We start from the raw sequence: 12069 nt of genomic DNA, 5'->3' as shown, positions 1-12069 counted from the left end.
GTCGGAGCAGGCCTCCTCGCCTACGCCGCGCTTGTCTGAGTTTGCGCTCCAGAGGATCGTCCAATATTCGACCGACCGGCGCGCGTAACGTTATTCCGCAGCCTGAGCCATGCCTGCCATTTGATCGGATGCTGCCTTGATCGCCTTGACGATGTTCTGATAGCCGGTGCAGCGGCAGATGTTGCCTTCCAGCTCGTGGCGGATGGTTGCCTCGTCGAGGTTGCCCGCACCGTGACGATTGATCATGTCGATTGCGGACATGATCATGCCCGGAGTACAGAAACCGCACTGCAAACCGTGGTGTTCACGGAACGCGGCCTGAACAGGATGCAGCTCACCGCCCGATGCAACCCCTTCAAGGGTTGTCACTTCGCTGCCATTGGCCTGAACGGCCAACATGGTGCAGGACTTTACGGCCTTGCCATCGACATGGACGACACATGCGCCGCATTGCGACGTATCACATCCAACATGGGTCCCTGTAAGGCCCTGATTTTCGCGAATGAACGACACAAGCAGGGTACGATCCTCCACCGTACCGCTCACGCGCTTGCCATTCACCACCATAGATATCTGAGACATAAATCCTCCTCTCCCAAGGTCTGGCAGTTACAACCCTGCCATGTATGCCTTCCTGTTAAATATGACTATAATTGCAGAAGGTTCAAACCTTTCAGCTCATCAGTGCCAAAATGACGACAACGGCGCCGAGAGCAAGAAGCCCCCAGACCATCGGTCCACCAAAGGCGCCGCGTTCGGCGGCCTGTTCGACTTTTTCCTCCACCTTGTGAACCGCTTCTTCCGCAGCGTGTTCTACCGCTTCAACAGCGTGTACGGCTGCCGAAGGCGCATCTTCCAGTGCAATGCGCTTGGCCTCTTCAACCACGCCTGCATCCAGATCATCCGTGGAGGATGGACCGCCAACTGTTTCGGAAAACTTTCCAAAAAACTCGTCGGCCATTTTCTTGGCAGTGGAATCAATCAGGCGGCTGCCAAGCTGTGCGAGCTTGCCGCCAACCTGCGCCTTGGCGGTGTAAGTGAGAACTGTTTCGCTGCCGTCCTCGGCCAGCGAAACATCCGCTGATCCCTTGGCAAATCCGGCCACACCGCCCTTGCCTTCACCCACGATGGTGTAGCTTTCGGGAGCGTTGATGTTCTCAAGGGTGACAGCGCCTTTGAACTTGGCTTTCACCGGTCCGATCTTGGATGTCACAGCCGCCGTCATTTCGGTGGGGCTGGTCATTTCCAGGGATTCGCAACCGGGGATGCAAGCCTTCAAGACTTCCGGATCATTCAGTGCCTGCCAGACCGTTTCGCGAGACGCGGGGATCCGGTAGGTGCCCTCCATGTCCATCGTGAATCCTCCTCTGCGTGCCGATTCAGATGGCACGCCTATTTTTAATTACCCATCAGGAAAGAGCAGCCCGGACCATATGTACACTGTACTTTTGGACGGGTCGTCAAACTTTGCAATTTTTTCATCGCAAGGGTACAAATTCCTTGAGGCGCGGAAAACTGCGACATTAGCGGTAACCGCGTTTGGGAGGAAAATATGCAGCCCATTGGCGGCATGCGCTTCCGGTGCGGTGTCATCTCGTTGGCAACGGACCGGTTGGAGGATAGCAAATTCTGGAACGACCTGGCTGCTGCACATGCGTCCGGGCGCTACGGCTTTGGCCTGGTTTTTTTCTCCCAGACCCATTTCACCCCCGAAGACATCCGGGACGGACTGGCGCGTAACGCACCAACCCTTCAATACGCAGCCTGTTCGACGGCCGGAGAAATCGGCGGAGCGGAGGTGACCTTCGGTGGCTTGGTTGCCATCCTCTTCCCCCGGGATGAGTTTTCTTTTTCTACCGTTCGCATTCCAGACCTTCGAACAATTGGCTTCGACCGAATCGTATCTTTGGTAACAGAGGCGAAAAAGAAGTTTCTTCAAGAGGCAGGCACTTCGGCAACCCAATCCCGTTCCGGAAGTACGGAGACCTTTGCCCTCAGCCTCATTGATGGCCTGTCAGTTGCGGAGGAAACGGTTACCGCGGCTTTTCACTGGGCACTTGAGGAAATTCCGTTGCTTGGCGGGTCCGCTGGCGATGACATGCGGTTTGCAGAAACTTCCCTGATCCTGAATGGAGAGATCGGAAACGACTGCGCCTTGCTGATCCTCGTACGCACCGAGGTGCCGTTTCGCATTTTCAAGACGGACAACTTCGTTCCGACCGACCGAAAGCTGGTGGTCACCAAGTCCGATCCGGAACGGCGCATCATCCACGAATTCAATGCCGCCGAGGCTGCCAGCGAATATGCGCGCGTGATCGGCATGCCCCCCGGCGAGCTGTCACCGATGAGCTTTGCCTCGCATCCGCTCGTTGTGCGCGTTGGCGGCGAATATTATTGCCGGTCCGTCCAGAAGGTGAACCCAGACGGCTCGCTCTCTTTCTTCTGCGCAATTGACGACGGAATCGTTCTGACAGTAGCGGAACCCGAGGGCATGACGCGGACAACGAAGGTTGCCTTTGACGCCGTTCGTGAAGACCTCGGCGACATCGATTTTGTTCTCGGCTTTGATTGTGTGCTGCGCCGGATTGACGCCCAGAACCGTCAGGCGACCCAGAGAATTCAAAGCCTTTATCGCGAAAACAACGTCATAGGCTTCAACACCTATGGCGAACAATATCACTCAATGCACCTGAACCAGACTTTCACCGGCATCGCTTTCGGCCCTGCCGTTGAGAGCGGAGATCCCCATGAGCCTGGCAGAGATTGATGACATTGAACGTCTGAAACGGATCAATGATGCACTGGTCAATCGTGTCGAGCTGGCCATCGACCAGCAGAGAAACGCATTTTCACTCTTTCAGACAGCCATATCGCTTGAGGGGCAGGTTCGCCGTCGCACCGATGAATTGACGAGTACGTTGCATTCGCTGGAAGAAGCCAACTGCGAATTGGCGCGGCAAAAGGAAATTTCGGAGCGTGCTAACCAGTCCAAGACCCGCTTTCTGGCTGCGGCGAGCCATGACATCCTGCAGCCGCTCAATGCCGCGCAGCTGACGATATCCTCGCTCTACGACCTTCAGCAGACAGATGCCGCCCGTTCCATGGTGCAACAGGTGGAACGGTCGCTCGACACAATGAACGAGCTGCTTCGGACCCTGCTCGATATCTCTCGACTGGATGCGGGTGTCACCAAGCCAAACTTCACCCCGGTTTATCTACCGCATCTGATCGAAAGCCTGTTGTCGGACCTTCGTCCGATCGCCGAGCGCAAGGGTTTGAAGCTGCGCATATCCATTGCAAGTGAATCTGTTCTGACAGACCGGTCCATGTTGCGACGCGCGCTGCAAAATCTCATTTCCAACGCCATTCGCTATACCGAGAAAGGCGGCATTTTGATCGGGACGCGCCGTTCCGGTGATGGACTGTCACTTGAGGTGATCGACACAGGCTGCGGAATTCAGGAAGACCAACTGGAAACAATCTTCGAAGAATTTCACAGGGGCAGTCACGGAAAGGCAGCTGTCGCAGACAATGAGTGCGCGCTTGGCCTTGGCCTGTCCATTGTCCGGCGACTGGTCACTGCGCTCGATCACTCCATGACGGTGACCTCGGAACCCGGACGTGGCAGCACATTTCGAATTGAAGTCCCTGTCGTGCCGGATGCGCCCCCACCTGCGCCCTGCCAGTTTAGCCGCCCGGCGCAGCCTGTCCTGCGCGACGGGTCCCTGTCCGGAAAGCGGGTTCTGGTCATCGAGAACGACCCGGCGGTTATTGAAGCCATGTCGCTGCTCATGAACAACTGGGAGATCGACTGCCGCATCGTCCCAAACAAGGAACGCGCTATTGAAGCCGTGGCGTCCAGCGAATGGCTGCCGGAACTGATCATAGCGGACCATCATCTGGACGATGGCGATCTGGGCACCGAAACGCTGGCTGCCTTGAGGAACCATCTTCCGCATGATGTTCCCGCGATACTGGCGACCGCCGACACCTCGAAAGCCGTTCAAGCCCGCGTCGACGAATTGGGGCATGAGTATATGTCGAAACCAGTCAAGCCTGCGCAGTTGCGCGCGTTGATGAGCCACCTCATCCAGAGCCGAAGCACGTGAGTGTTGAATTGCCTTGTCCGGGTATCAGGCGTGGTGCCTAAGCGCCGGGCGCATCACTTGTTGGTTCGCCCAGCACCGGTTCGATAGCGCCGATGGCTTCCAGCTTGCTGATTTCGATGACGGCCTGTGTCCGGCTGAAGACATTCAGTTTGCGCAGGATCTCCGAAACATGCGCCTTTACGGTGGTCTCACCGACGCTGAGTTCATAGGCGATCTGCTTGTTGAGCAGACCGTCACAGATCATCTTGAGAACCTTCATCTGCTGCGGCGTCAGACTGGCGACACGCTGGATCATTTCGCGTGTTTTTTCGTCGAGACTTTCTCCCGCGTCGCTCAACTCCTCAGGAATATAGACCGCCCCACTCATGACGTGCTGGATTGCGTCGGCAAGCACTGCTTTCTTGGACGACTTGGGAATGAAGCCTGCAGCCCCGTAGGCCAAAACCTGAGAGACGATTCGTGGATCGTCATTTCCCGAGACGACAACGACAGGCAGCCGCGGAAAGTGGGTACGCAAATGCAAGAGACCTTCCATCCCGCGAACACCGGGAATGGAGAGGTCAAGCAAGGCAAGATCGTAGCTGTTGTCTTTCGTCAGGAAACTGCAAGCCTCGTCCAGCGAGGCTGCGTCCTGAGTGTCGGATTCCGGATAGGCCAATTCCACAGCACTGTGCAGTGCCTCGCGAAACAATGGATGATCATCAATAATCAGGAATTTCGCCATGGCAACTGTCTCTGCGAGCATGAATAACGGCCTTCCAGTATAGGTAGTGAAAACAGGCTGAACCAGACCCCACCACAAGTTTTGCCGAAAGGACTTCACCGACCCTTAGAAAAAGGTCGGTGAAGCAGTGTTGTATCAGTTGGCTGCAGCGAGCTGCTTTGGCAGTTTGAAGACCCAGATCGATCCACCCTGATTGAGGTAGTTGACCTTCTTGGCGACTTCACCGCCCCACAGCGGAACCGCGCCGCCCCAACCGGAAGCAACTGCGATGTATTGCTCGCCGTCCATTTCCCATGTGATCGGTTGACCGACGATGCCCGAACCGGTCTGGAACTTCCAGAGTTCCTCGCCCGTGTTCGCATCAAAGGCCTTGAGGTGACCTTCCGGAGTACCGGTGAACACAAGACCGCCAGCGGTGGTCATCACGCCACCCCAAAGTGGAGCGTTGTTCTTGTATTCCCACTTGATTTCGCCGGTATTCGGATCAATCGCCTTGAGGGAACCGATGTGATCTTCGAAGATCGGCTTGATGGTGAACCCGGACCCGAGATAGGCAGCGCCCTTCTTGTAGGTGACCGGTTCATTCCAGATGTCCATGCCCCACTCGTTGGACGGAACATAGAACAGGCCGGTGTCCGGGCTGTGCGCCATCGGCATCCAGTTCTTGCCGCCAAGGAACGAGGGAACGGCAAAGACGACTTCGCCCTTCTTGCCGTCTGCCGCCTTGGTCGGATCACCCGGACGGTTGCTCTCGACATAGATCGGACGCCCGGTCTCGTCGATGCCTTCAGCCCAGGTGATGTTCTTCACGAACGGCCATGCACCGACAAACTTTCCGTCTTCGCGGTTGAGGACGTAGAAGAAACCATTACGGTCTGCAGTGGCATAACGCTTGTTGCCGTTTGCATCGACAAACGGAACCACCTCGTTCACGCCGTCAAAGTCCCAGCCTTCGCGTGGCGTGGTCTGATAGTGCCACTTGATTTCGCCGTTTGACGGATCCATGCCGATACGCGATGCAGCGTAAAGGTTGTCCCCTTCCGTACCTTCCGGATTGCCAGCCGAGCGCAGCCAGCTGTTCCAGGGGGCAGGATTGCCCGCGCCAAAGACAATCGTGTCGGTGTCTTGGTCGTAGGTTCCGCCGAGCCAGGTTGCGCCGCCACCCGTTTTCCAGAGATCACCCGGCCAGGTCGCGTTCAGCGTACCCGTCATGGTGCTTTCCTGACCCTTATAGGTGCCCATGTGACCTTCGATCACCGGACGGGTCCACACGAGCTCACCGGTTTCCGCGTCACGCGCCTGCACTTCGCCGACGATGCCGAATTCACCGCCGGAATTGCCTGTAATCACCAGACCATTCACGATCAACGGAGCTGCGGTGTAGGAATAACCGGCCTTGTAGTCCGCAATCTTCTTGCGCCAGACAACATCGCCCGTCTTTAGGTCGAGCGCGACAATTCGGGCATCAAGCGTGCCGAAATAAATCTTGTCGCCAAAGATGGCCGCTCCGCGGTTGATCACATCGCAACACGGCAAAATGCCTTCCGGCAGGCGGGCATCATACTGCCAGACCTCTTCACCGGTCTTCACGTCGATGGCGTAAAGGCGGGAATACGACCCGGTGATATACATGATGCCGTCATAGACAAGCGGCTGCGTTTCCTGACCGCGCTGCTTTTCACCTCCCAGAGAAAAGGCCCAAGCCGGAACAACGTTCTTGACGTTATCCTTGTTGATCAACTTCAGCGGCGAATACCGCTGTTGGTGACGCCCCATGCCGTTGGTCAAAACGTTTTCGGTCGAGGCGGTATCGTTTGCCAGATCCTCTTCCGTGACACCTGCTTGCGCCCCTGTTGCCGCCAACAGACCGACTGCGGCGACAGCCATGAATTTCCTCATCCTGCATCCTCCCAGATTAAGTGCGCAACAAGGTGCCCCTCCGCGGTACACCTTCGCGCATGCAGACGAATTCCGCAGCGGCACAATAGGAGAAACGTCAAAACGAGAGAATTGCACCAAAGTGCACACCCCGACCATGCCTCTGTAACTAATGATATTTTTCGGTTCTTCTACTTATCGACGTTAACTGGAACTGGAAGAATGGGCTGCAAACCACGCCCTGTTTCTTTCCAGCCGTCGACACCTTCGGGAAACCAGAGAACATTTGAATATCCAAGCTTTGCAATGCGCTGGGCAGCGTTCCAGCTCATCCAGCAATCCGCATTGCAGAACACAAGAATCACCCTGGATCGATCACCGCCCGTCAGCTGCTCCAGATTGTCCTTCAGATAGCTGTCGATTTCCGGTTCCAGCACCCCGCGCCCGACTTCAGGCAGCCACACGCCCCCCGGTAGACTGTCTCTCGGGCCGCGAACCAACCAGGTTCCCTCCAACTCGTCGTAGCGTGATTGCAATGCGCCAGAAACATCGACAGCGATAGCCCCGGCAGAGAGTGCCTCGGCGGCCTTCTCGACTGACACAACAGTCGCTGGTGGCGGAATATCTTCCGGGGTCGGGGCCCTGTGCCGCGAAATCCGGAAACCTGTTTCGGGGTGAAAGAGGTCAGGACGGCGCTGCTGAACCGAGGCATAGGTTTCTGCCCGAACGGGAAGGCTGACAGACACCAGAATGACCAAGGCCACCAGCCACCTGCACCCGTCGAATCTCCCGCTTTTGAGTGTCACCCGATCACCTCGTTTCCCGACCGAAAGTCTTACTTCACGTCAGTTTTGCCACTGATACTCTAGGAGAAAATAAAATCGGGAGGAAATCATGGTTGCGTTACGCAAATTTGCGCTGGGCCTGCTCGGGCTGGCGTTGACCTTCGGTGCCGCGCAAGCTGAGCAGCCGACGCTCAAGGCCGCCGTTCTTCAGACCGGCACGGTGAACTGGGAACTCGACACGATCAAGCATTATGGCCTTGATACCAAAGCCGGTTTCAATCTTGAAGTCGTCGGCATGGCAGGCAACCCGGCCACCCGCATCGCCTTTCAGGGCGGCGAAGCCGATATCATGGTGGCTGACTGGCTGTGGGTTGCGCGCCAAAGAGCGGAAGGCAAGGACTACCGCTTCATCCCCTACTCCAAGGCCGTTGGCGGGCTCGTTGTTCCAAAGGACAGCACCGCTGAAACGCTCAAGGACCTGAAGGGGCAGAAAATCGGCATTGCCGGAGGACCGCTCGACAAGAGCTGGCTGATTCTGCGCGCCTATGCCGAAAAGGAATACGGCATGGATCTCGCAGCCGAAACAGAGCAGGTTTTCGGTGCTCCGCCGCTCATCTTCAAGACCGCGCTTTCCGGTGAAACTGCCGGTGCCATCAACTTCTGGCATTTTCTCGCAAAAATGCAGGCAGCAGGCATGAAGGAACTGATTTCGGTGTCCGATGCAGCCGTCGCGCTTGGCCTTGATCCGGAAACCCCTTTGCTTGGTTATGTCATCCATGGCGATATGGCGGACAAGAACCCCGACCTCATCAAGGGCCTCTCAATGGCATCACGTGAGGCCAAGGATTTGCTTGCCAATGACCCTGCAGCTTTTGAGCGTATTCGCGGGATCATGAACGTGAAAAATGACAAGCAGTTCGAAGCGCTTAAGGCCGGTTACATTGCCGGTATTCCGGCTAATGCACCTGTAAACGAAGAGCAGGCTGCCAAAATGCTGGAGCTGATGTCACGCCTTGGCGGCGAAGAGCTGGTCGGTGCGGCCAAAACCTTGCCGGAGGGTCTGTTTGTCGCTCCCCAAGGCTGAGGGCCATATGGTTCGTCTCATCTCGCTGGCCTTGATGCTGGCGGGATGGGCGACCTTGGCGCACCTGATTTCGGACCCCGAGACACTCCCCGGCCCTTTTCATGTGGCCGGGTTGATTGCGTCCGAAGCCTTTGACGGCCCCTTGTTTTTCCATATGGGCGCGACACTGCTGCGCGTTCTTGCAGCCTTTATGCTTGCCATGTCCTTCGGGCTGGTTCTCGGGCTGATAATGGGCAGGAACAGAAGCCTCAACCGATGGCTGGACCCGTGGCTGGTGGTTTTTCTGAACTTGCCTGCCCTTGTCACCATCGTGCTTTGTTACCTTTGGATCGGCCTGAACGAAGTTGCGGCCATCCTTGCCGTAGCGATCAACAAGATCCCGATGGTAACGGCCATGATACGGGAAGGCGCACGGGCTTTTGACGCCGACCTTGACGACATGGCTCAGATCTACCGGATGCCAACATGGCGGCGGATACGTCATGTGCTCTTGCCCCAGCTCGCCCCTCACATTGCGGCAAGCGCGAGAACGGGTACGGCTTTGATCTGGAAAATTGTGCTGGTCGTGGAGTTTCTCGGTCGTTCAAACGGCGTCGGCTTTCAACTGCATCTCTATTTTCAGCTTTTCGACGTGCCGATGGTGCTGACCTACTCCCTGTCCTTCGTATTGGTCATGTTGTTGATCGAGGTTGCGATCCTCCAGCCATGGGAAACTCATGCCAGCCGTTGGAGGCGCGCATGATTTCGGTTGAAGTCACCCGCAAGTCCTTCGGCCGAGCGCAGATCCTTGGCGAGATTTCCTTTTCGATTTCTCCGGGAGAATGTGTCGCTCTGTTAGGGCCTTCCGGAGTTGGAAAAACGACCCTTTTGCGGATCATATCCGGGCTTGATGACACGTTCGAAGGGGCCGTAACGCGCCCCGATCGCCTTGCCATGGTGTTCCAGGAACCAACATTGCTCAATTGGCGGTCGGCTCTGGATAATCTCACCTTGGTAACCGGCATCGATGAAGCCGGAGCGCTGAATGCCATGGCAGAGGTTGGGCTTGACGGCAAGTCACAGCACTACCCGCTGCAGCTTTCCCTCGGTCAGCGCCGACGGTTGGCCCTTGCACGCGCCTTTGTCACAAACCCGGACTTCCTGATCATGGACGAGCCCTTCGCCTCTCTTGATCCAGAACGGATCGGCGAAATGATGGAGCTGACCCAAAGCCTGTTGAACAAGCGAAAGATTGCCACCTTGTTTGTGACCCACTCAGAGGAAGAAGCAAACACATTGGCAACCCGCGTCTTGCGCCTTGGTGGGTCTCCCGCTGGTTTGGTTTGAGGCGGCCTGTCAGTAAATCCGCTGGAACTTCCACTCATCGGCATCCGGCGTCACCGCACGCCAGTCATAGCCGTTCTCCTTCAGGTCTCGCGCAACATCGAGCCCTTGTTCGGCGGACCGGTCTATGTAGCTTTTCCCAAGATCTGAGTCCTGGTTGACGCCATAACCACGGAGCAGATCAAGGCCGTAGTTGAATTGGCCAATCGGGTCTCCTGCCTCGGCTGCGTGGCGATCCCATTCGGCGGCTTTTTCCGGGTCTTCGGACGCGCCAAAGCCGTTTTGCTCCATATAGGCCATCCAGGTCATGGTGCCTGTCCAGCCCTTTGCCGCGCAGGCTTCAAAAAGCTTGCGAGCAGCTGCATGATCGCCCTTCTTGGTCATGAGGTACCCTTGGGAACAAACAACCATGTCAACGTCTCCCTCAAGAGCGCGCTGAAGGGAGCGGTTCAGGGTCATTTCATCCGGGTTCAGCGTTCCGCCGGGATCAGTTTCTTCAGCCGTGACCGGGACTGCAAGGCAGACCAGAAGCAGCGGGATCACGCCGGTTTTGGACGCACGTGTCATGCCTTGTTCTCCTTCAAACCGTCATGCCTTCTTGCGGATCATGCCTCGGGCCGGATCGTACCCCCACAGACTGCCTGCCATGAAGACGACGAAGGCCAACACGACCCAGCCAAGGGCCTCTAAATTCACCTGGCCATATAGGGCAAAGCGGATCAGTTCCACCGCATGGGAAAAGGGATTATAGGCGCAGATATCCCGCAGCAGGACCGAGGCTTCGGCCATTTTCCAGAGCGGGTACAACGCGGTAGACATGAAGAACATCGGAAAGATCACGAAGTTCATCACACCGGCGAAGTTTTCCAGCTCCTTGATTGTGGATGAAAGCAGAAGACCAAGCGCACCCAGCATCAAACCGCTGACGAGAAGTGCCGGAAAGACCAGAACATAGCCAAGGACCGGGAACTTGATACCCGCAAGCAGTCCGGCAATGCCCAAAAAGGCATAGACCTGAATCACGGAAATCAGCGTGCTGGCCACAAGCTTGGAAAAGAGCAGCCACCAGCGCGGCATAGGGCTTGTCAGCAGCAATCGCATCGACCCCATTTCACGGTCATAGACGAGGCTGAGCGAAGATTGCATGCCAGAGAAGAGCTGCACCATGCCGCACAGGCCGGGCACGATATAGACCTCATAGGTGATGTAGGTCTGGTACGGCGGCATGATCGAGAGGCCGAGGGCCGCCCGGAAACCGGCGGCAAACACCACAAGCCAAACCAGCGGACGGACAAGAGCCGCCAGAAACCGGCTCCGCTGAGAAATGAAGCGCAACGCCTCGCGCTGTACGATCGCAATCAGGCAGACCAGCATACCCTTCATGCTGCCACCTCTTCGCTCTTCGTGAGGGCAAGAAACCTGTCGCCCAAACTCAAATCGCCTGCGATTTTCTCGCTTATCCCGTCAGCCACAATCTGCCCCTTGTGGAGCACAACCAGCCTGTCGCCTGCCGAGATTTCATCGACCAGATGCGTTGCCCAGAGTACGGTCAAACCTGTGTTCGCGGCCAGTTCATGAACGTGCTCGGTGATCCCGCGGCGCGTCGCAGCATCCAGTCCCACAGTTGGCTCATCGAGCAGGAGAACGGATGGGTCGTGCAGGAGGGAACGGGCAATTTCCATACGTCGCCGGTGACCGCCATTCAGGGCGCGGGCCTTTTCATTTGCCCTTTCCGCCATACCGAGCCGCTCCAGCGCGTCCGAGATACGCCGGTCAGCGTCCTTTCCGGACAGTCCCTGAAGGGCAGCGAAATATTTCAGGTTACGACGAACGGTCAGATCCATGTCGAAGGTTGGTTGCTGAAAGACCACCCCGAGGCGTGCCAGCGCCTGACGCGGATCACGTCCCAACGACGCACCGGCAATCTCGACGTCTCCGGATCGAGGAACAAACAACCGGGTCAGGAGGGAAAACAGGGTCGACTTTCCGGCCCCGTTTGGCCCGAGGAGCGCGCAGAACGCTCCTTTTTCCACCTCGAAACTGACGTCTATGAGGGCCTGTTTTTGCCCATAGCCGTGACTGACACGCGAGACCTTGATACCACCGACCACGCAACACTCCCCTTGCGTCTTTTCACCATCCTACAGTCTCGCAAAGACCGGGGCA

General features: G+C 56.9%; 13 protein-coding genes. 5 read left to right on the top strand and 8 right to left on the bottom strand.

Annotated elements, in window-relative coordinates:
• Positions 1-90 precede the first annotated feature (90 nt).
• Both F0155_RS12720 and F0155_RS12715 read right to left on the bottom strand, forming a co-directional pair.
• A complete protein-coding gene (locus F0155_RS12720; protein WP_150524897.1) occupies positions 91-582 on the bottom strand; it encodes a (2Fe-2S)-binding protein in 492 nt (163 codons plus the stop codon).
• Positions 583-673: 91 nt separating this feature from the next.
• A complete protein-coding gene (locus tag F0155_RS12715) occupies positions 674-1354 on the bottom strand; it encodes an SRPBCC family protein (protein WP_150524896.1) in 681 nt (226 codons plus the stop codon).
• A gap of 198 nt (positions 1355-1552) precedes the next feature.
• Between F0155_RS12715 and F0155_RS12710 the strand changes: the two genes are divergently transcribed.
• Positions 1553-2767: an FIST N-terminal domain-containing protein gene (locus tag F0155_RS12710; protein ID WP_150524895.1), complete on the top strand. Its 1215-nt coding sequence runs from the start codon at positions 1553-1555 to the stop codon at positions 2765-2767.
• Positions 2748-4109 (top strand): ATP-binding response regulator, encoded by a 1362-nt coding sequence (locus tag F0155_RS12705; protein ID WP_150524894.1) that lies wholly within the window; start codon positions 2748-2750, stop codon positions 4107-4109. Before F0155_RS12710 ends, F0155_RS12705 begins: the two co-directional genes overlap by 20 nt.
• A 37-nt stretch (positions 4110-4146) precedes the next feature.
• On the opposite strand, the gene F0155_RS12700 is transcribed toward F0155_RS12705, so the two are convergent.
• The 3 genes from F0155_RS12700 to F0155_RS12690 form a co-directional block, all read right to left on the bottom strand.
• Positions 4147-4854 carry a response regulator gene (locus F0155_RS12700; RefSeq protein WP_150524893.1) on the bottom strand — a complete coding sequence of 236 codons (708 nt, stop codon included), beginning with the start codon at positions 4852-4854 and terminating at the stop codon, positions 4147-4149.
• A 114-nt stretch (positions 4855-4968) separates the two neighbouring features.
• The gene (locus F0155_RS12695) at positions 4969-6720 is read right to left on the bottom strand and encodes a PQQ-dependent methanol/ethanol family dehydrogenase (protein WP_425299926.1); all 1752 of its coding nucleotides are present in this window, start codon (positions 6718-6720) and stop codon (positions 4969-4971) included.
• Positions 6721-6902: 182 nt separating this feature from the next.
• Positions 6903-7475 (bottom strand): rhodanese-like domain-containing protein, encoded by a 573-nt coding sequence (locus tag F0155_RS12690; RefSeq protein WP_208999257.1) that lies wholly within the window; start codon positions 7473-7475, stop codon positions 6903-6905.
• Between the two features lie 130 nt (positions 7476-7605).
• Between F0155_RS12690 and F0155_RS12685 the strand changes: the two genes are divergently transcribed.
• From F0155_RS12685 to F0155_RS12675, 3 genes are read left to right on the top strand one after another with little or no spacing between them, the layout of a single operon-like run.
• Positions 7606-8580 carry an ABC transporter substrate-binding protein gene (locus tag F0155_RS12685; protein ID WP_150524891.1) on the top strand — a complete coding sequence of 325 codons (975 nt, stop codon included), beginning with the start codon at positions 7606-7608 and terminating at the stop codon, positions 8578-8580.
• Positions 8581-8587: 7 nt separating this feature from the next.
• Complete coding sequence (locus F0155_RS12680) at positions 8588-9322, top strand: ABC transporter permease (RefSeq protein ID WP_150524890.1); 735 nt, start codon at positions 8588-8590, stop codon at positions 9320-9322.
• The gene (locus F0155_RS12675) at positions 9319-9906 is read left to right on the top strand and encodes an ABC transporter ATP-binding protein (RefSeq protein WP_150524889.1); all 588 of its coding nucleotides are present in this window, start codon (positions 9319-9321) and stop codon (positions 9904-9906) included. The genes F0155_RS12680 and F0155_RS12675 overlap by 4 nt, the downstream gene beginning before the upstream one ends.
• A gap of 9 nt (positions 9907-9915) precedes the next feature.
• On the opposite strand, the gene F0155_RS12670 is transcribed toward F0155_RS12675, so the two are convergent.
• Genes F0155_RS12670 through F0155_RS12660 form a run of 3 tightly spaced genes read right to left on the bottom strand, consistent with a single transcriptional unit; the run spans position 9916 to position 12014 of the window.
• On the bottom strand, positions 9916-10470 hold the full coding sequence (locus F0155_RS12670; RefSeq protein ID WP_150524888.1) for a tetratricopeptide repeat protein: 555 nt from the start codon (positions 10468-10470) through the stop codon (positions 9916-9918).
• Positions 10471-10491: 21 nt separating this feature from the next.
• A complete protein-coding gene (locus F0155_RS12665) occupies positions 10492-11286 on the bottom strand; it encodes an ABC transporter permease (RefSeq protein ID WP_150524887.1) in 795 nt (264 codons plus the stop codon).
• A complete protein-coding gene (locus F0155_RS12660) occupies positions 11283-12014 on the bottom strand; it encodes an ABC transporter ATP-binding protein (protein WP_150524886.1) in 732 nt (243 codons plus the stop codon). Before F0155_RS12660 ends, F0155_RS12665 begins: the two co-directional genes overlap by 4 nt.
• Between the last annotated feature and the right edge of the window lie 55 nt (positions 12015-12069).

This window comes from Roseibium sediminis, assembly GCF_008711325.1.
Classification (GTDB): Bacteria; Pseudomonadota; Alphaproteobacteria; order Rhizobiales; family Stappiaceae; genus Roseibium; species Roseibium sediminis.
The sequence above is the reverse complement of the archived record's forward strand: the minus strand, read 5'-3'. Positions and strand labels throughout refer to the sequence as shown.